Source organism: Pseudomonas sp. HN2-3, from assembly GCF_020691745.1.
Lineage (GTDB): Bacteria > Pseudomonadota > Gammaproteobacteria > Pseudomonadales > Pseudomonadaceae > Aquipseudomonas > Aquipseudomonas capeferrum.
The window spans coordinates 4308123-4325720 of record NZ_CP085704.1; the positions used below are offsets into that span (position 1 = coordinate 4308123).

The window sequence follows — 17598 nt, forward strand, 5'->3', positions numbered from 1 at the left end:
CCGCAAAGTTAATGGCGGCAATTCTAACCGGTTGCGCAGGCATTAGTTCAGAAATTCCTGAAGTAAGTATTTGCCGGTAGCGATTCTTCCCGGGCACTACCTTGCGCAAACTCGGCCGAAATGTCCTGCCCGCCGGCACAACCAAAGCAAACAGGCGCGCCGCGGCACAGGTTCGAACAAACACAACAATCGACCGACTGATGAGGCCCACCGTGGACAAGACTCTCCACCAACCACTGGGCGGCAACGAAATGCCGCGTTTCGGCGGCATCGCCACCATGCTCCGCCTCCCCCACCTGCAAAGCGCCGCCGGCCTGGACGCCGCGTTCATCGGCGTGCCGCTGGACATCGGCACCTCCCTGCGCTCCGGCACCCGCTTCGGCCCACGGCAGATCCGCGCCGAATCGGTGATGATCCGCCCGTACAACATGGCCACCGGTGCTGCACCGTTCGACTCGCTGTCGGTAGCCGACATCGGTGACGTGGCCATCAACACCTTCAACCTGCTCGACGCCGTGCGCATCATCGAAGAAGCCTACGACGAGATCGTCGAGCACAACGTCATCCCGATGACCCTGGGTGGCGACCACACCATCACCCTGCCAATCCTCCGTGCCCTGCATAAAAAGCACGGCAAGATCGGCCTGGTACATATCGATGCCCACGCCGACGTCAACGACCACATGTTCGGCGAGAAGATCGCCCACGGCACCACCTTCCGCCGCGCCGTGGAAGAAGGCCTGCTCGATTGCGACCGCGTGGTACAGATCGGCCTGCGCGCCCAAGGCTATACCGCCGACGACTTCAACTGGAGCCGTCGCCAGGGCTTTCGCGTAGTTCAGGCCGAGGAATGCTGGCACAAATCGCTGGAACCGCTGATGGCCGAAGTACGCGAAAAGGTCGGCGGTGGCCCGGTTTACCTGTCGTTCGATATCGACGGCATCGACCCTGCCTGGGCACCGGGCACCGGCACGCCGGAAATTGGGGGCTTGACCACGATCCAGGCGATGGAGATCATTCGCGGCTGCCACGGCCTGGACCTGATCGGCTGTGACCTTGTCGAAGTCTCCCCGCCTTACGACACCACCGGCAACACCTCGCTGCTCGGCGCCAACCTGCTGTTCGAAATGCTCTGCGTGCTACCCGGCGTAGTGCGTCGCTGAACCAGGCCTGCGCCGCGCCAACCGCGATACCCGCTATACCCTGGCAGGAGCCATGAGGGAGGGCCATTGAGGCCCGTCAACACAAGACAAGACCGCCAGGTGCCGTAAGGTGCCCGGGCGGTCGATCTCGCCATAATAAAGATAATCGGGAGACTCCCAATGGCCTTGGACATCATTGTTGTAATGATCTATACCGCCGGCATGCTCGGGCTTGGCTGGTATGGCATGCGGCGTGCGAAAACCCACGAAGACTACCTGGTGGCCGGACGCAACCTCGGCCCCACCCTGTACATGGGCACCATGGCCACCACCGTGCTGGGCGGCGCGTCCACCGTCGGCACCGTGCGCCTGGGCTATGTCCACGGCATTTCGGGCTTCTGGCTATGCGCTGCGCTGGGCCTGGGCATCATCGCCCTCAACCTGTTCCTCGCCAAACCGCTGCTGCGCCTGCGCATCTTCACCGTCACCCAGGTGCTGGAGCGTCGGTACAACCCCATGGCACGCCAGGCCAGTGCAGCGATCATGCTGGCATATGCGCTGATGATCGGCGTCACCTCGACCCTGGCCATGGCAACCGTACTGCAGGTGCTGCTGGAACTGCCGTTCTGGATGTCGTTGCTGCTCGGCGGTGGCGTGGTGGTGCTGTACTCGACCATCGGCGGCATGTGGTCGCTGACCCTGACCGACATCGTCCAGTTCGTGATCAAGACCGTCGGCCTGATGTTCATCCTGCTGCCAGTCTGCCTGTACAAGGCCGGCGGCTGGGACACCCTGGTGGCCAAGCTGCCAGCGTCGAGCTTCCAGCTGACCAGCATCGGCTGGGACACCATCATCACCTACTTCCTGATCTACTTCTTCGGCATCCTCATCGGCCAGGACATCTGGCAGCGGGTGTTCACCGCCCGTGACGAGAAGGTCTGCCAGCGCGCCGGTACCACCGCTGGTGTGTACTGCGTAGTGTACGGCCTGGCTTGCGCCCTGATCGGCATGGCTGCACACGTGCTGATGCCAGACCTGGCAAACCCGAACAATGCCTTTGCCGAGATGATCAAGAGCACCCTGCCCGATGGCATCCGCGGCCTGCTGATGGCGGCGGCCCTGGCAGCCATGATGTCCACCGCCAGCGCCGGCCTGCTGGCCGCGTCCACCACCCTGACCGAAGACCTGCTGCCCAAGCTGCGTGGCGGCAAGCAATCGAGCCTGGGCATCAGCCGCCTGTTCACCTTGCTCACCGGCCTGGTGGTGCTGGGTATCGCCCTGGTGGTGAACGATGTGATCAACGCCCTGACCCTGGCCTACAACCTGCTGGTCGGCGGCATGCTGATCCCGCTGATCGGTGCGATCTTCTGGAAGCGCGCAACCACCGCAGGCGCAATCGCCAGCATGTCGCTGGGCTTCGCCACCGCGCTGTTGTTCATGTTCAAGGATGGGTTGGAAGCCAACACGCCGATCTACTACAGCCTGACGATCGGCCTGGTGAGCTTTGTGGGGATCAGCCTGATGACGCGTAAATCGGTGGCAGCGATGAAGCTGGCCTGATAGCCGATACGCGCTTAGATAACACCCGGCAACAAAAAGGCCGCCGCATCAGCCATGATGCGGCGGCCTTTTTCATTTCAGCGACGACGCGGCTGGCGCTTGCGCTGCTCTTCGTCAGTCGGGATCGGCACCGGCTGCAAGGGTGGTGGTATCAGCCCCAGTGCGACAGCCAAGTCGTGGAGCCAGTTGAACAGTGGTTTCTTCATAGTGCCCCCTTTGACGGGTCAGCCTCACGGTCAATCAATCCAGTCATGTTTCATACAGATCATAGCCCGATGTCCTGTATTGCGCATGTATCTGTTCCTAGAGATAGGGGCCATTTTGACGCGGATCAAGGGGAAACGCCGCATTCCGACGACTGGCTAATCGTTTCGCTTTGTTGCAGATCGATCCACGCCTGCAAATTCGCCCCTCGCATCCCCTGGCGCCACATCAACCAGGTCACCGCCTGATCGAACGGCGCCTGCAGGCGATGAACCCGCACCCGGTCACGCCCCGGCAGGCTGTCGAGCATGGACTGCGCCATCATCGCCACGCCAGCGCCGGCGATGACGCAAGCCAGCATGCTCTGGTAGGACTCGATCTCCATCACCCGCCCCATCGGCGTATGCGCGTGGGCATACCAGGCTTCAAGGCGCATGCGGTATGAGCAGCCCTGGCGGAAGGTGAACACCGCCTTGCCTGCCACGTCTTTTGCCGTGTGCACGGGCGGGTGCTCAGGGCTGGTGATCAACACCAGTTGTTCTTCGCACAGTGGCACACCATCCAGCCCGGCCAGGCTCGGCGGGCCATCCACCAAGGCCGCATCCAGGCCATGGCTGAGCAAACCCTCGAACAACTCGCCGCTGGGCGCCGCGCGCACCTGCAGGTTCACCGCCGGGTACGCCTGGTGGTAACGCGCCAGCAAGGCCGGCAGGTGGGTCGCTGCAGTGCTGTACATGGTGCCCAGCACAAACTCCCCGGCCGGCTGGCCACCCTGCACGGCCGCCATCGCCTCGTCACGCAGGGCCGACAGGCGATTGGCGTAGTCCAGCAACACCTTGCCCGCAGGTGACAGCTGCAAGCGCTGGCGCTCGCGCAAAAACAGCTCGACGCCCAGTTGGTCTTCGAGCTGGCGCAGGCGCGTCGACAGGTTCGAGGGCACCCGATGCAAGCGCTCGGCGGCGCGGGTCACCGAGCCTTCCTCGGCAACCGCCTGGAAGATGCGCAGTTGGCTGAACTCCATACTATTCTCCAAAACAGAACAACTTCATCATCATTATTCAATTTTATTGAAGATAAAAGCCCCTTAACCTGCCAGCCATCGCTTACCCCGTGCAGGAGTCCCTCCATGTCACCGCTCATACAACTGCTGGCCAGCGCCGTGGCGCTGATGATGGCCATGGGCATAGGCCGCTTCGCCCTGACCCCGCAACTGCCGCAATTGATCGCTGAAGGCCAGTTCGACCTCACGGCCGCTGGGTTGGTCGCAGCAGCCAATTACCTGGGCTACTTCCTGGGTGCAGTGGATGCCATGTTCGCCCGCACCCCTGCCCAGGTTCGGCTGCGCCTGCATGGCGGGCTGTGGCTGTGCGTGCTGTTGACCGTGGCCTCTTGGGCCGCCGATGGCTTCTGGAGTCACCTGCTGCTGCGTTTCGGCACCGGCGTGGCCAGCGCCTGGGTACTGGTGATGATCACCAGCCTCAGCCAGCAGGTCGCCAATGCACACCAGCGCCAGCGCCTGGGTGCGCTGGTGTTCGCAGGGCCCGGGGTGGGTATCGCCGTTAGCGGACTGTTGGCGCTGGGTGCGCATGTGCTGGGGCTGGGTTCGGCAGCGCTCTGGCTGATCTATGCCACCGCCGCGCTGCTAATGCTGCTGGCAGTAAGGCCTTGGTTGCCACGGCCGCAGGCGCCGGCGGTGATCCCGGCCACTGTGCAGCCAGGTACAAGGCACGGTGCCGGTATTGGGCGCCTTGGGCTGGTGTATGCCTTGTACGGCGTCGGTTACATCCTGCCGGCCACTTTCTTGTCACAGATGGCCAATCAGCAGTTTCAGGGACAATGGCTGGCCGACCTGTTCTGGCCTGCGTTTGGCGTGGCGGCAGCGCTGGGCGTGGTGCTGGTGAGCCTGCGCCGGGGCGGCCGGACCTCCGCCTGGCTGACCGCCACCCTGTGGCTGCAAGGGCTGGGCGTGCTGGCTTGCTTGTGGGGCGGCGGCCTTGGCCTGGCCTTGGGCGTGGTGCTGTGCGGTGCGCCGTTCCTGGCCTGCATGCAGCTGGTGATGCAGCGTTCGCGGGAGCTGGCGCCGCAGGCGACACAGCGTAATGCCGGGCTGCTCACTGCGTGCTTTGCGCTCGGGCAACTGAGCGGGCCGTTGTTGGCGGCCGTCAGCAACCACTACACGGGGAGTTTGCAGCCCGCATTGCTGCTGGCTGCCAGTGGTCTGGCAGTGGCCGGGGGGCTGGTGCTGGCTGGCGCCCAAGCCCATCGCACCTGCCCTGCCCAACACTCGGCGGATGCGCGCTCGGTGTAGGTGCAACCGTCACCCCACCCACTTACGCAATTGCTGCTTTACCCAGGGCTCGGCACTCACCAGCACCACCCCAAGCAACACCATCACTGCGCCGAGTACGAAGTTCACGCTCAGTGGCTCATCCAGCAGCAGCACTCCGAACGTCACGCCGAACAACGGCGTGATGAACGAAAACACCGCCAGGTTCGACGCCAGGTATTTGCGCAATAGCCAGAACCAGGTCAGGTAGCTGACAAACGACACCACGATCCCCTGGAACAGCACACTGCCAATCGCCAACGGCGTCAGCGACACCGCCCCGATCTGGCCACTGAGCAAGGCAATCAGCAGCAACCCGGCAAAACCGACGGCCAGCTGATAGAACAAGGTCAAGGTCGCTGGCGCTTCCGACAACCGCGAACAGCGCACCACCACCGTCGTCGCGCCCCAGGCCAACCCTGCCACGACACCGAAGGCATCGCCCAGCAAGGTGCGGCTGTCCATCTGCTCGAACGACATACCGCCGGCAAATGCCGTGGCGATCCCGCCGAACGCCAGCAAGATCCCCAACCACTGCAGCAGTCGCAGCCGCTCGCTGGGCAGCAAGAAGTGCAGGCCCAAGGCAGTAAACACGGGTGCCGTATACAGGAAGACAGACATGTGCGCTGCCGACGTCAGCTTCAGCCCCTCGGCGATGAACAGAAACTCCACGCCGAACAGCCCGCCGGCCAACAGCCCGGCGCGCCAGGTAGTGCCCACCTGCTCCCAACCACCGCGCCAGCAGATCATCAGGCCCACCAGCACTGCAGCGATGCAGTTACGCAGGGCGGCCTGCATCACTGGGGCAATGTCGACGGCGGCCGTCTTGATCAGCACCTGCTGGCAGCCCCAGATCAGGCACAGCCCGAGCATGACCTGGAAAGCAAAGGCGTCGGGGTTCTTCCGGGCCGCGCTCATGAGCGGGCCTTACGGATAATCGATGGCATGGGCGTCAACTCGGCAGTCTTCAAGAATTACCGATTATCGGTTTTCCTTGGCCACCCGTGCCACCCTCAAAACGACCTCAAGCAATCTGCGCCTTGGAGGACACCTGCTCAAAGGTTGCCTCATCCAGCGCGTCTTCCTGTTCTTCAAGCACTTGGCGGGGGTGCTCGAAGCCTGGGATGCTGCTGTCGATCAGGCTCAACAGGCGTGATCCGCGCTCGGTGAGGACAAAGTTTTCACCGTTGCCACCGTCTTCTGCGGGCCGGGTTTCGATGAAGCCGCGCTCGAACAGCAGCTTTTCATACTCGCAAGCGCGGGTCTTCAGGTGGTCAAGGTCGCCAACCGGCTGGCCTTTGGCGGCCAACGCTGCGGCGTGCTGCTCGGCATAGGGGCGTGGCGTGAAGCTGTGACCGGCGCTGTTCTGGGCTTCATGCAGCAAGCGCTCGATCAGGTCCCAGTCGTAGGTGATGCTCATGGCGGCAGGCTCCTGCTGTGGACGGAAGGGGTACACAGGGTGGACCTGTCGACAGTGAGCCATGTTCAGAAAAAAACAGAAACCATTTGATGCGTTGCTCCGTGTGATTTATAAACTACATTCGCCCAATGAAGAAAATCGAATCCAGCAGTTTCAGGCATTGGGTGCATGGACTCCGGGACGACACGGCGCGTATCCGGATTATTGCTCGTATCAACCGCTTGATGGAGGGCCTGCCTGGCGACGTTTCAGCAGTTGGCCATGGTGTAAGTGAATTGAGAATTCACTATGGGCCGGGCTACCGCGTGTACTTTCACCAATCAGGCGATACGTTGGTAATTCTGCTCTGCGGCGGGCACAAAAGCAGCCAACGGCGGGACATCAAAGCGGCTCACGAAATCCTGCGCTCCTGGAGGATGCAACATGACTGAAACATTTTTTGACTTCGATGCGGCTGATTACCTGACCACCCCGCAAGCCATCGCGCAGTTCATGTCCGATGCGCTTGAAACGGGCGATGCCAGCTACGTGGCCAAGGCCGTTGGTGTGGTAGCACGTGCCAAAGGCATGAGCGAATTGGCGAAAGAGACGGGTTTGTCACGTGAACAACTTTATCGCTCGTTCAGCGAGCACGGTAATCCGACGTTGAAGTCGTTTCTTGCCGTCATGAAGGCGCTGGGAATAGACATGACCGCCAAACCTCATCTTGCCCACTGACAACATCAGTTGTACTGCAGGTACGGATTGCAGAGCCCGCCGGTCGCTGAAGCTGAACTTCGATGCATCGACTGCCCTCCATCACGCATAGCCAACGCGAGAGGTAAGAAGGATGAAACCGCTGCTAAGCATTGCCTGCGCCACCGCCCTGCTCTGCGCCCTACCCGCCTGGGCCTGCACACCGGAAGAGGCCACGCAGAAGCGTGAAGAACTGGCCGGCCTGGTCAGCCAGCTCACTGAGCAGAACCCGCAGAAGGCCAAGGAAATCAATGATGAGCTCCAAGGGATGGAGCTGGGGACGGCGAGCAAGGACTTGCCCGACAAATGCCAGTTGATCGATACACGGATCAAGGAACTGAAGACAGCGGAGAAAAAAGCTGACTGATGCGAGGTTGTGAAGCCCTATCGCCGGCAAGCCGACGATAGGGCACAAGTCGATTTACTCAGCTGCAGGCTGACGCTTTCTCAGCGGAGCCATGCCGTCGGAACTGGCCAGTGGCGCGTTCGCCTTTGGCTTGGCGGTTGGCTTGCGCTTGGCTGCAGCCTTCTTGTCCCCCGACTTCTTCTCGACCTTTTTCTTCTTGGTCCCGGCAGCCTTGCCCGAGGCCTTGACCTTTTTCGGCCCGTTGTAGGTACCTTTGACTTCCTTGATAACCCGGCGCTCGAACTGCTGCTTGAGGTAGCGTTCGATGCTCGACATCAAGTTCCAGTCGTTGTGGGTGATCAACGAGATGGCCAGGCCTTCGCCCCCGGCACGGCCGGTACGGCCAATGCGGTGCACGTACTCGTCGCCACTGCGCGGCATGTCGAAGTTGATCACCAGGTCAAGGCCGTCGATGTCCAGGCCACGGGCCGCCACGTCGGTCGCCACCAGCACCTTGGAGCTGCCCTGCTTGAAGCGGTCGATGGCCAGCTTGCGGTCTTTCTGGTCCTTTTCACCGTGCAGTACGAAGACCTTGACGTCCTTGGCCACCAGGTGACCATAGATGCGGTCTGCCAGGGCACGGGTGTTGGTGAAGATGATCGCCTTCTGGTAGGTCTCGTTTTCCAGCAACCACTGGACGATCTTCTCTTTGTGCTGGTCGTGGTCAGCCATGATGATCTGCTGACGCGTGCCCTCGGCCAGTTGCGAGACGCTGTTGAGCATCAGGTGCTCAGGGTCTTTCAACACCTTGCCGATGATGTCGCGCAGTGCTGCGCCACCGGTGGTGGCGGAGAACAGCAGGGTCTGCTCGCGGTTCTCGCACTCCTTGCACAGGCGCTCCATGTCTTCGGCAAAGCCCATGTCGAGCATGCGGTCGGCTTCGTCGAGGATCATCACCTTGACATGGGACAGGTCCAGGTTACCGGCATTGAGCTGTTCGAGCAGACGGCCCGGGGTGCCGATCAGCACGTCCGGTACCTTGCGCAGCATGGCGGCCTGTTCCTTGAAGTCTTCACCGCCGGTAACCAGGCCAGCCTTGATGTAGGTGAACTGGGAGAACAGCTGCACCTGCTTGAGGGTCTGCTGCGCCAGCTCGCGGGTAGGCAGCAGGATCAGCGCGCGGATTTCCACGCGTGGGCCGCTCAGGTCGACCAGGCGGTTGAGCATCGGCAGGACGAATGCCGCGGTCTTGCCGCTGCCGGTTTGCGCGGTCACACGCAAGTCACGCCCTTGCAGGGCCAGGGGGATGGCCGCTGCCTGCACCGGGGTCGGCTCGACAAATTTAAGCTCGGCCACGGCTTTAAGCAGGCGTTCGTGCAGGGCGAATTGGGAAAACACGGAGGTAACCTCAGGCAAGTGCGGGAAATTCAGTTGCATAGGGTAACGTTTTCTGCCGCCATAGCCGAATTTCTTTTGGCAACTTTATCGGCTTCCGCGCTCTAATGGCGCTTCGTTTGGCAATACAGACCGCTCACAACCCCATGGATATCCAACGAATCTGGCGTGACTCCCTCGACCTCTGGGGCACCCTCGACCAACATCCCATGCTCCACGCCGCCATCGGCCTGGCCGTCCTGCTGCTGATTTCCCTGGTGGTCGGCCGCCTGGCGCGCTTCCTGATGCTGCACGGTACCCGCCTGCTGGCACGCCAACAGGCGCTGAAATGGCTGGATGACCTGCGCCACAATAAAGTCCTGCACCGGCTGGCCCAGACCACACCATCGCTGGTGCTGCAGTTTGGCCTGAAACTGGTGCCGGAGTTGTCCGACACGGCGCAGCACTTCCTCGGCAACGTCGCCCTGGCCTTCACCCTGCTGTTCATGACCATGGCCCTGTCGTGCCTGCTCGATGCCCTGCTCGACATCTACGCCCGCACCGAGCACGCCCGCACCCGCTCGATCAAGGGCTATGTGCAACTGGCCAAGATGATGCTGTGGATTTTCGCCTCCATCGTCATCGTCGCCACCCTGATCGACCGCTCGCCATTGCTGCTGCTGTCGGGCCTGGGTGCCATGTCGGCGGTGCTGCTGTTGGTCTACAAGGACACGCTGCTGTCGTTCGTGGCCAGCGTGCAACTGACCAGCAACGACATGCTGCATGTGGGTGACTGGATCGAAATGCCCCAGGTGGGCGCCGACGGTGACGTGGTGGACATCACCTTGCACACGGTGAAGGTGCAGAACTTCGACAAGACCATCGTCTCGATCCCGACCTGGCGGCTGATGAGCGAGTCGTTCCGCAACTACCGCGGCATGCAGCAATCGGGCGGCCGACGCATCAAGCGCAGCCTGTTCATCGACGCCGCGGGTGTGCGCTTCCTCACCCGCGAAGAAGAGCAGCGCCTCACCCAGGTGCGCCTGCTGGGCGACTACCTGGCCAGCAAGCGCCAGGAACTGCAAACCTGGAACGAAGCCCTGGGGCCGGTGGCCGAGCTGTCCGCCAACCGGCGCAAGCTGACCAACATCGGCACCTTCCGCGCCTTTGCTCTGGCTTACCTGAAGAACCACCCCAACGTGCATCAAGGCATGACCTGCATGGTTCGCCAGATGCAGACCACCGCCGAAGGCGTGCCGCTGGAGATCTACTGCTTCACCACGACCACGGTGTGGGCGGAGTATGAGCGGATCCAGGGGGATATCTTCGATTACCTGTTGGCGGTGTTGCCGGAGTTCGGGTTGAGCTTGTACCAGCAGCCTAGCGGCAATGACATGCGGGCGGGGTTGGCGGGGCGACTGTCAAATGAACCTGTGCCGCGTCGTCTGGAAGACATGAGCGAGGCTTGAGGCTGACGGGGCCGCTTTGCGGCCCATCGCAGGCAAGCCAGCGCCTACTCGAGTTTCAGCCCCACCAACGGCCACGGGCTGGCTTGCCCCATGCCCCGTTTCTCGGCCAGGAACGCCCCCAGTGAAATCAGCGCGCACGGGGTGGTCGCCAGCGCCAGCATGTCGAGAAAATGCAGCACCGGCTCCGCCAGGCCCAAACCAGAAACCGCCCAGGCCGCCGACGCACAAGGGGATACCGATGTAGCCATGCGGGTTCATTCACGCCTTGTTGCCAAGCGGTACCTGAGCACGGCTGCCCAACCGGCTCAGCCACACCGACGCCAGAATTACTGCCCCGCCGATGAACAGCCGCCCTAGCGGCTCGTGCTGGTTCCAGATCAACAGGTTGAGCAACAGCCCCACCGGCACATGCAGGTTGTTCATCACCGCCAGTGTCGCCCCGGAGACCAGGCACGCGCCCTTGTTCCACCAGTACAGGCCCAATGCAGTAGGGCACAGCCCGAGGAACAACAGCACCAGCCATTGCACATCGGTGCTCGGCAAGTGCTGGGCATTGCCGAACAGCACAAACGCCGGCAACACCACGATCAAGGCCCCCAGGTAGAAGTAGCCGAAGCGCGTGTAGTGCGGCAGGTTGCTGGGGTTTCGGGCGACCAGATGGCGGTACAGCACCTGGCCGGCGGCATAGGTGAAGTTGGCCAGCTGCAGCAGCAGGAAGCCGATGAAGAACTCGCCGCTGATGCTGTCGAAGCGGATCACCGCGGCCCCGGCCACCGCCACCAGCGCCGCGAGCAACGCCCACGGGTTGAAACGCCGGTTCAAGGCGTCCTCGATCAAGGTGACGTGCAACGGCGTGAGGATGGTGAACAACAGCACTTCCGGCACGGTGAGCACGCGAAAGCTCAGGTACAGGCACACATAGGTGATGCCGTACTGCAGCGCGCCGATCAGCAGCATCGAGCGCATGAAGCGCGGCTCGACCTGGCGCCAGCGGGTCAGCGGCAGAAACACCAGGCCCGCCAGCAGCACCCGCGCGAGCACGGCAAAGTAGCTGTCGACGTGCCCGGCCAGATACTCGCCGATCAAGCTGAAGGAAAACGCCTGGATCAGCGCGACGATAATCAGGTAGCCCATGGTTGCCTCTCGTGGATCAAGGCGGCGACCTTAGCGGGTTGCGGCCGCTGTGTTCAACCATGAGGAATGTAGGGATGGCAGCGCGCGCGACCGTTCCGGTCCTAAAAGCAGACCGCCTTGGCCACGGTAAAATAGGTTCTTCACAGAATGTTGGGGAAGTGGGGCTGCTATGCGCTTGTCGGGAGATAGGGTGATGGCGGCTAGCTGCCTGTCTTGGATTTGGAGGTGGGGCGGAAATCGAGCGCCGCCCGCGCGGCGCATCGCGACGCAAGGCCGCTCCTACATTTGTTTCGGGCCAATTATGCCTGAGGTATTGGCGCGCGGCCCCTTGGTGCCCGCCTAAATATCGCGTCGTACTAACAAAGCGGTCGCGCGCAAATGCCACAGGTCTCACTGGCCCGAAACAAATGTAGGAGCGGCCTTGCGTCGCGATGCGCCGCGCGGGCGGCGCTCGATCTGATAGGCGCTGAAAATGCCAAGCCAGGCACCTGGTGGCCCCGAATCCAATCTCCAGGCATCCACAACCTCCCCCCAAAAAAAAGCCCGGCCATTGGCCGGGCAGGTACACCCAAAGGAGCAAACAAGGTGTCAGGCTTGGGAATTCGTTGACGCTCAGGCCACCGCAGCCAGTTTGGCCTTGGCCTGGTTGAGGCCCTTCTCGAAGAAGTCGCCGCTCATGTTCAGGCCCTCGGCATGGATGAAGTTCACATCGTGAATGCCGATGAATGCCATCACCTGGCGCAGGTACGGTTCCTGATGGTCGCTGGTGGCGCCGGCATGAATACCGCCGCGGGCAGTCAGGACGATGGCGCGCTTGCCGGTCAGCAGGCCTTGCGGGCCGGTCGGGGTGTACTTGAAGGTGATGCCGGCGCGCAGTACATGGTCCAGCCAGGCCTTGAGGGTGCTGGGGATGGTGAAGTTGTACATCGGCGCGGCCATCACCAGCACGTCGGCCGCCAACAGCTCATCGGTCAATTCGTTGGAGCGGGCCAGCGCGTCCAGTTCGGCGGCGCTGCGCTGCGCCTCGGGCTTCATCCAGCCACCGAGCAGGTTGGCATCCAGGTGGGGCACCGGGCTCACGGCCAGGTCACGTACGTTGATCTCGTCGGCCGGGTGGGCCGCCTGCCATTGCTGGATGAAGTCGCGGGTCAGCTGACGGGAAACGGAATCCTGCTGGCGGGCGCTGCTTTCGATGATCAGTACGCGGGACATGGGGTGCCTCCATCGGCAAATAGGGTGCGATTCGATGGAGGTGAGATTAAGGCTTGACCTATCGATAAAAAAGCGTAAAAAGTGGGTTCAATCAATCGATTAATCAGTTTTATTCGGCCGCGCAGTTCACGCCGATCCGCAGCTTGATGATCTGGCGATTGAACTTGGCGGTCACATCGACGCTTTTACCTGCCGGTACGTTCACCCGGCGCACCCGCGGCGCTTCCGGGCCGTTGCGGAACGTTACCTTGCAGGCTGCCGGTACCTGCCCGTAGTTGTTGAGGGTGATGGCACCAATATCGTAGGCAGTGTCGTAGGCGGTGTAGTCGAGTTTGACCCCGTCCAGCTGCTTCTCCACATCGATGGGGTAAGCCATGGCCCCGAGGGGCAGGCACATCAGTATTGCCGCACAACATTTCTTCATGGGGCGCTCTCCTTGGAAGAGCGCAGCTTAGGACAACAGGAGCGAAACATGAAAGCGCCGCGCGTAACCCTTGATCAGTGGCGAACCCTGCAAGCAGTGGTCGATCACGGGGGGTTTGCCCAGGCCGCCGAGGCACTGCACCGTTCGCAGTCATCGGTCAGCTACACCGTGGCACGCATGCAAGAGCAGCTCGGTGTACCGCTGCTGCGCATCGACGGGCGCAAGGCCGTGCTCACCGAAGCCGGCAACGTGCTGCTGCGCCGTTCGCGCCACCTGGTCAAGCAGGCCAGCCAGCTCGAAGACCTTGCCCATCACATGGAGCAAGGCTGGGAAGCCGAAGTGCGCGTGGTGGTCGATGCCGCCTACCCCAGCGCCCGGCTGGTACGTGCCTTGAGTGCATTCATGCCGCAGAGCCGTGGCTGCCGGGTGCGTCTGCGCGAAGAGGTGCTGTCGGGCGTCGAAGAAGTGCTGCGTGAAGGCATCGCCGACCTTGCCATCAGCAGCTACAGCATCGGCGGCTACCTGGGTGCCGAACTGAGCGCGGTGGAGTTCATCGCCGTTGCCCACCCCGAACACAGCCTGCACCGCCTCGGCCGGGACATCACCTTCCAGGACCTGGAAAGCCAGCTGCAGGTGGTGATCCGCGACTCCGGCCGCGCGCAACCGCTCGATGTCGGTTGGCTGGGTGCCGAGCAGCGCTGGACCGTCGGCAGCCTGGGCACCGCCACCACCTTCGTCAGCAGCGGCCTGGGCTTTGCCTGGTTGCCCCGGCACATGATCGAACGGGAGCTGCGCGAGGGGGTGCTCAAGGCGCTGCCGTTGGACCAGGGTGGCAGCCGCCACCCACTGTTCTACCTTTATTCGAGCAAAGAGAAGACCCTGGGCCCGGCCACGCAGATTCTCATCGACCTGCTGCGCAACTTCGACACCGCGCCCCTGGACGTGCCCTTCGCAGCCCCCCCGCAAGCCTGAGAGGACCGCGCCCATGGCCTATTTCGAACACGAAGGATGCTTGCTGCATTACGAGGAATATGGCCAGGGCGAACCCTTGGTGCTGCTGCATGGCCTGGGCTCCAGCTGCCAGGACTGGGAGCTGCAGATACCCCTGCTGAGCCATCACTACCGGGTGATTGCCATGGACATCCGCGGCCACGGCCGCTCCGACAAGCCCCGCGACGGCTACCAGATCGCCACCTTCAGCGAAGACCTGCTGGCTTTGCTCGAACACTTGCAGACCGGCCCGGTGCACTTCGTCGGCCTGTCGATGGGCGGCATGGTCGGTTTCCAGTTCGCCGTCGACCACCCGCAGTGGCTGCGCAGCCTGTGCATTATCAACAGCGCCCCCGAGGTCAAGCGCCGCACCCGCAGTGACTGGGCCTGGTGGGCCAAGCGTTGGGGCCTGGCACGCCTGCTCAGTGTCGAGACCGTTGGCAAAGGGCTGGCCGAACGGCTATTCCCCAAGCCCGGGCAAGCCGACCTGCGCCAGAAGATGGCCCAGCGCTGGGCACGCAACGACAAGCGCGCCTACCTCAAGAGCTTCGACGCCATCGTCGACTGGGGCGTACAGGAACGCATCGGGCAAATCCGCTGTCCCACGCTGGTGATCGCCGCCGACCACGATTACACGCCGATACAACTCAAAGAGCGCTACGTCGCCCTGATGCCCCAGGCCAGGCTGGTAGTCATCGACGATTCCCGGCACGCTACGCCCCTCGATCAACCCGAGGTCTTCAACCAGACCCTGCTGCAGTTCCTTGCAGCCGCTTCCACCTCTCAAGGATCTTTGAGCCCATGCTGAAAAAACTCCTGCTCACCGCCTGCTCGGTTGCCTTCGCCACCAGCGTCATGGCGTCCGACAAGACCCCTCACGTATTGCTGGACACCAGCTTCGGTCAGGTCGAAATCGAGTTGAATGCCGAAAAGGCGCCGATCAGTACCAAGAACTTCCTCCAGTACGTCGACAGCGGTTTCTACAACAACACCATCTTCCACCGCGTGATCCCGGGCTTCATGGTTCAGGGCGGCGGTTTTACCGATCGGATGGCGCAGAAAGACACCCAGGCCCCAATCCGTAACGAGGCCAGCAACGGCCTGCTGAACACCCGCGGCACCCTGTCCATGGCCCGCACTTCGGACCCGAACTCGGCCACCAGCCAGTTCTTCATCAACGTGGCCGATAACGACTTCCTCAACCCGGGCCGTGACCGCGGCTATGCGGTGTTCGGCAAGGTGACCAAAGGCATGGAAGTGGTCGACCAGATCGTCAACTCACCGACCACTGTCAAGAACGGTATGCGCGACGTGCCGGCCGATCCGGTCTACATCAAGTCCGCCAAACGCATCGACTGACCGCAGGCTTCACAGGGATGTGAAACCGCCTGAGGGTCGGACGAACAGGAGTGTTGTCACCCATGCTGTACCGCCGTTTCGAAAGACTGATCGATATTTTCCGTGAGGCACCGAGCGAAGCGCCGCCGAGCACGGTGTGGCCGTTCTACCTGTATTACCTGCGCCAGGTCTGGCCCAGCTTTGTCGCCCTGCTGGTGGTAGGGCTGATTGCCTCGCTGATCGAAGTGGCGATGTTCAGCTACCTGAGCCGCATCATCGACCTGGCCCAGGGCACGCCCAATGCCAACTTCTTCAGCGAGCACAGCGGTGAGCTGATCTGGATGCTGGTGGTGGTGCTACTGTTACGCCCGCTGTTCTTCGGCCTGCACGACCTGCTGGTGCACCAGACCATCAACCCGGGCATGACCAGCATGATTCGCTGGCAAAACCACACCTATGTGCTCAAACAGAGCCTGAATTTCTTCCAGAGCGATTTCGCCGGGCGCATTGCCCAGCGCATCATGCAGACCGGCAACTCGCTGCGTGATTCGGCGGTACAGGCGGTGGATGCGCTGTGGCACGTCCTGATCTACGCCGTCAGTGCACTGGTGCTGTTCGCCGAGGCCGACTGGCGCCTGATGCTGCCGCTGCTGGCGTGGATCGCCTGCTACATCGGCGCGCTGTTCTACTTCGTGCCCCGGGTCAAGGCGCGCTCGGTGATTTCGTCCGACGCACGCTCCAAGCTGATGGGGCGCATCGTCGACGGCTACACCAACATCGCCACCCTGAAGCTGTTCGCCCACACCGACTACGAGCAGCAGTACGCCCGCGAGGCGATCCGCGAACAGACCGAGAAAACCCAGCTGGCCTCCCGCGTCATCACCAGCATGGACGTGGTCATCACCACCCTCAACGGCTTGCTGGTGGTCGGCACCACGGGCCTGGCGCTGTGGCTGTGGAGCCAGTCGCTGATCACCGTGGGCGCAATCGCCCTGACCACCGGCCTGGTGATCCGCATCGTCAACATGTCGGGCTGGATCATGTGGGTGGTCAACGGCATCTTCGAGAACATCGGCATGGTCCAGGACGGCCTGCAGACCATCGCCCAGCCGGTCACCGTCACCGACAAGCCCAATGCGCCTGCACTGAAGGTAAGCCGTGGCGCGGTGCACTTCGACGACGTGGACTTCCACTACGGCAAGGCCAGCAACGTGATCGAGGGGCTCAACCTGGACATTCGCCCGGGCGAGAAGATTGGCCTGATCGGCCCGTCAGGCGCGGGCAAATCGACCCTGGTCAACCTGCTGCTACGCCTGTACGACGTGCAGGGCGGGCGCATCCTGATCGATGGCCAGGACATCGCCGAAGTGAGCCAGGCCAGCCTGCGCGCACAAATCGGCATGATCACCCAGGACACCTCGCTGTTGCACCGCTCGATCCGTGACAACTTGCTGTACGGCCGCCCCGAGGCCAGCGAAGCGGCACTGCACGAAGCGGTGCGCCGCGCCCGCGCCGACGAGTTCATACCACAGCTGTCCGACGCCCAGGGGCGTACCGGCTTCGATGCCCATGTGGGCGAGCGTGGGGTCAAGCTGTCTGGCGGCCAGCGCCAACGTATCGCCATTGCGCGGGTGCTGCTGAAGAATGCACCGATCCTGATCATGGACGAGGCCACCTCGGCGCTGGACTCGGAGGTCGAGGCAGCGATCCAGGAAAGCCTGGAGACCCTGATGCAAGGCAAGACGGTAATCGCTATCGCGCACCGGCTTTCAACCATTGCCCGGATGGACCGCCTGGTAGTGCTGGACAAGGGGCATATCGTTGAAAGCGGCAGCCACAGTGAACTGCTGGCGCAACAAGGGTTGTATGCGCGGTTGTGGCATCACCAGACGGGGGGGTTCGTCGGGGTGGATTGAGCCCGGCC

19 protein-coding genes and 1 pseudogene are annotated in these 17598 nt (G+C 62.5%); 11 read left to right on the forward strand and 9 right to left on the reverse strand.

From position 1 onward, the window contains the following. Nucleotides 1–212 precede the first annotated feature (212 nt). Both speB and LJX93_RS19525 read left to right on the forward strand, forming a co-directional pair. The gene (speB, locus tag LJX93_RS19520; protein ID WP_027593127.1) at nt 213–1163 is read left to right on the forward strand and encodes an agmatinase; all 951 of its coding nucleotides are present in this window, start codon (nt 213–215) and stop codon (nt 1161–1163) included. Nucleotides 1164–1322: 159 nt separating this feature from the next. Then, entirely contained in the window at nt 1323–2702 is a 1380-nt protein-coding gene (locus LJX93_RS19525) for a sodium:solute symporter (protein WP_033699635.1), read from the forward strand. Between the two features lie 77 nt (nt 2703–2779). On the opposite strand, the gene LJX93_RS27325 is transcribed toward LJX93_RS19525, so the two are convergent. Next, nucleotides 2780–2908, reverse strand: coding sequence for a PA1414 family protein (locus LJX93_RS27325; RefSeq protein WP_256214945.1), 129 nt, complete (start codon nt 2906–2908; stop codon nt 2780–2782). A gap of 125 nt (nt 2909–3033) precedes the next feature. Continuing rightward, nucleotides 3034–3927, reverse strand: a complete 894-nt coding sequence (gene ptrR, locus LJX93_RS19530; RefSeq protein WP_033699637.1) for a putrescine utilization regulator PtrR — start codon at nt 3925–3927, stop codon at nt 3034–3036. A 105-nt stretch (nt 3928–4032) separates the two neighbouring features. Here ptrR and LJX93_RS19535 point away from each other — a divergent pair, with 105 nt between their 5' ends. Continuing rightward, nucleotides 4033–5214 (forward strand): MFS transporter, encoded by a 1182-nt coding sequence (locus LJX93_RS19535; protein WP_047583464.1) that lies wholly within the window; start codon nt 4033–4035, stop codon nt 5212–5214. Between the two features lie 9 nt (nt 5215–5223). On the opposite strand, the gene LJX93_RS19540 is transcribed toward LJX93_RS19535, so the two are convergent. Then, on the reverse strand, nt 5224–6150 hold the full coding sequence (locus LJX93_RS19540) for a DMT family transporter (RefSeq protein ID WP_033699642.1): 927 nt from the start codon (nt 6148–6150) through the stop codon (nt 5224–5226). A gap of 106 nt (nt 6151–6256) precedes the next feature. Then, nucleotides 6257–6652 carry a transcriptional regulator gene (locus LJX93_RS19545; RefSeq protein WP_033699644.1) on the reverse strand — a complete coding sequence of 132 codons (396 nt, stop codon included), beginning with the start codon at nt 6650–6652 and terminating at the stop codon, nt 6257–6259. A 128-nt stretch (nt 6653–6780) separates the two neighbouring features. Between LJX93_RS19545 and LJX93_RS19550 the strand changes: the two genes are divergently transcribed. The 3 genes from LJX93_RS19550 to LJX93_RS19560 all read left to right on the forward strand — a co-directional run bounded on the left by LJX93_RS19550 (nt 6781) and on the right by LJX93_RS19560 (nt 7754). Next, nucleotides 6781–7083 carry a type II toxin-antitoxin system RelE/ParE family toxin gene (locus LJX93_RS19550; RefSeq protein ID WP_095063759.1) on the forward strand — a complete coding sequence of 101 codons (303 nt, stop codon included), beginning with the start codon at nt 6781–6783 and terminating at the stop codon, nt 7081–7083. Continuing rightward, nucleotides 7076–7369 carry an addiction module antidote protein gene (locus LJX93_RS19555; protein WP_095063760.1) on the forward strand — a complete coding sequence of 98 codons (294 nt, stop codon included), beginning with the start codon at nt 7076–7078 and terminating at the stop codon, nt 7367–7369. Before LJX93_RS19550 ends, LJX93_RS19555 begins: the two co-directional genes overlap by 8 nt. Nucleotides 7370–7481: 112 nt before the next feature. Continuing rightward, nucleotides 7482–7754: a hypothetical protein gene (locus tag LJX93_RS19560; protein WP_033699650.1), complete on the forward strand. Its 273-nt coding sequence runs from the start codon at nt 7482–7484 to the stop codon at nt 7752–7754. Nucleotides 7755–7808: 54 nt separating this feature from the next. Here the strand turns inward: LJX93_RS19560 and LJX93_RS19565 are convergent, their stop codons facing one another. After that, the gene (locus tag LJX93_RS19565) at nt 7809–9170 is read right to left on the reverse strand and encodes a DEAD/DEAH box helicase (protein ID WP_033699652.1); all 1362 of its coding nucleotides are present in this window, start codon (nt 9168–9170) and stop codon (nt 7809–7811) included. Between the two features lie 104 nt (nt 9171–9274). Between LJX93_RS19565 and LJX93_RS19570 the strand changes: the two genes are divergently transcribed. Next, on the forward strand, nt 9275–10576 hold the full coding sequence (locus tag LJX93_RS19570; RefSeq protein ID WP_033699654.1) for a mechanosensitive ion channel family protein: 1302 nt from the start codon (nt 9275–9277) through the stop codon (nt 10574–10576). A gap of 50 nt (nt 10577–10626) precedes the next feature. On the opposite strand, the pseudogene LJX93_RS19575 reads toward LJX93_RS19570, so the two are convergent. From LJX93_RS19575 to LJX93_RS19590, 4 genes and pseudogenes are all read right to left on the reverse strand, one after another. Beyond that, nucleotides 10627–10812: pseudogene (locus LJX93_RS19575) on the reverse strand (AEC family transporter); the annotation flags it as partial. Nucleotides 10813–10834: 22 nt separating this feature from the next. Then, nucleotides 10835–11710, reverse strand: a complete 876-nt coding sequence (locus LJX93_RS19580) for a carboxylate/amino acid/amine transporter (protein WP_033699658.1) — start codon at nt 11708–11710, stop codon at nt 10835–10837. A 612-nt stretch (nt 11711–12322) separates the two neighbouring features. After that, the gene (locus LJX93_RS19585) at nt 12323–12922 is read right to left on the reverse strand and encodes an FMN-dependent NADH-azoreductase (RefSeq protein ID WP_033699661.1); all 600 of its coding nucleotides are present in this window, start codon (nt 12920–12922) and stop codon (nt 12323–12325) included. Nucleotides 12923–13031: 109 nt separating this feature from the next. Beyond that, nucleotides 13032–13346 (reverse strand): hypothetical protein, encoded by a 315-nt coding sequence (locus tag LJX93_RS19590; protein ID WP_033699663.1) that lies wholly within the window; start codon nt 13344–13346, stop codon nt 13032–13034. Nucleotides 13347–13394: 48 nt separating this feature from the next. Here LJX93_RS19590 and LJX93_RS19595 point away from each other — a divergent pair, with 48 nt between their 5' ends. From LJX93_RS19595 to LJX93_RS19610, 4 genes are all read left to right on the forward strand, one after another. Then, on the forward strand, nt 13395–14318 hold the full coding sequence (locus tag LJX93_RS19595) for a LysR family transcriptional regulator (RefSeq protein ID WP_033699665.1): 924 nt from the start codon (nt 13395–13397) through the stop codon (nt 14316–14318). A 13-nt stretch (nt 14319–14331) separates the two neighbouring features. Next, nucleotides 14332–15144, forward strand: a complete 813-nt coding sequence (locus tag LJX93_RS19600) for an alpha/beta fold hydrolase (protein WP_227696299.1) — start codon at nt 14332–14334, stop codon at nt 15142–15144. After that, nucleotides 15138–15695 carry a peptidylprolyl isomerase gene (locus LJX93_RS19605; protein WP_033699669.1) on the forward strand — a complete coding sequence of 186 codons (558 nt, stop codon included), beginning with the start codon at nt 15138–15140 and terminating at the stop codon, nt 15693–15695. The genes LJX93_RS19600 and LJX93_RS19605 overlap by 7 nt, the downstream gene beginning before the upstream one ends. Nucleotides 15696–15757: 62 nt before the next feature. After that, the gene (locus tag LJX93_RS19610; RefSeq protein WP_033699671.1) at nt 15758–17590 is read left to right on the forward strand and encodes an ABC transporter ATP-binding protein; all 1833 of its coding nucleotides are present in this window, start codon (nt 15758–15760) and stop codon (nt 17588–17590) included. Nucleotides 17591–17598: the final 8 nt, after the last annotated feature.

What these genes read in the sequence shown, in the direction of transcription:
- LJX93_RS19580 (WP_033699658.1), bottom strand. Translation starts at nt 11,710, where the DNA reads ATGGGCTACCTGATTATCGTCGCGCTGATCCAGGCGTTTTCCTTCAGC.
- LJX93_RS19560 (WP_033699650.1), top strand. Translation starts at nt 7,482, where the DNA reads ATGAAACCGCTGCTAAGCATTGCCTGCGCCACCGCCCTGCTCTGCGCC.
- ptrR (WP_033699637.1), bottom strand. Translation starts at nt 3,927, where the DNA reads ATGGAGTTCAGCCAACTGCGCATCTTCCAGGCGGTTGCCGAGGAAGGC.
- LJX93_RS19585 (WP_033699661.1), bottom strand. Translation starts at nt 12,922, where the DNA reads ATGTCCCGCGTACTGATCATCGAAAGCAGCGCCCGCCAGCAGGATTCC.
- LJX93_RS19590 (WP_033699663.1), bottom strand. Translation starts at nt 13,346, where the DNA reads ATGAAGAAATGTTGTGCGGCAATACTGATGTGCCTGCCCCTCGGGGCC.
- LJX93_RS19605 (WP_033699669.1), top strand. Translation starts at nt 15,138, where the DNA reads ATGCTGAAAAAACTCCTGCTCACCGCCTGCTCGGTTGCCTTCGCCACC.
- LJX93_RS19565 (WP_033699652.1), bottom strand. Translation starts at nt 9,170, where the DNA reads ATGCAACTGAATTTCCCGCACTTGCCTGAGGTTACCTCCGTGTTTTCC.
- LJX93_RS19535 (WP_047583464.1), top strand. Translation starts at nt 4,033, where the DNA reads ATGTCACCGCTCATACAACTGCTGGCCAGCGCCGTGGCGCTGATGATG.
- LJX93_RS27325 (WP_256214945.1), bottom strand. Translation starts at nt 2,908, where the DNA reads ATGAAGAAACCACTGTTCAACTGGCTCCACGACTTGGCTGTCGCACTG.
- LJX93_RS19600 (WP_227696299.1), top strand. Translation starts at nt 14,332, where the DNA reads ATGGCCTATTTCGAACACGAAGGATGCTTGCTGCATTACGAGGAATAT.
- LJX93_RS19610 (WP_033699671.1), top strand. Translation starts at nt 15,758, where the DNA reads ATGCTGTACCGCCGTTTCGAAAGACTGATCGATATTTTCCGTGAGGCA.
- LJX93_RS19555 (WP_095063760.1), top strand. Translation starts at nt 7,076, where the DNA reads ATGACTGAAACATTTTTTGACTTCGATGCGGCTGATTACCTGACCACC.
- LJX93_RS19550 (WP_095063759.1), top strand. Translation starts at nt 6,781, where the DNA reads ATGAAGAAAATCGAATCCAGCAGTTTCAGGCATTGGGTGCATGGACTC.
- LJX93_RS19570 (WP_033699654.1), top strand. Translation starts at nt 9,275, where the DNA reads ATGGATATCCAACGAATCTGGCGTGACTCCCTCGACCTCTGGGGCACC.
- LJX93_RS19540 (WP_033699642.1), bottom strand. Translation starts at nt 6,150, where the DNA reads ATGAGCGCGGCCCGGAAGAACCCCGACGCCTTTGCTTTCCAGGTCATG.
- LJX93_RS19525 (WP_033699635.1), top strand. Translation starts at nt 1,323, where the DNA reads ATGGCCTTGGACATCATTGTTGTAATGATCTATACCGCCGGCATGCTC.
- LJX93_RS19595 (WP_033699665.1), top strand. Translation starts at nt 13,395, where the DNA reads ATGAAAGCGCCGCGCGTAACCCTTGATCAGTGGCGAACCCTGCAAGCA.
- LJX93_RS19545 (WP_033699644.1), bottom strand. Translation starts at nt 6,652, where the DNA reads ATGAGCATCACCTACGACTGGGACCTGATCGAGCGCTTGCTGCATGAA.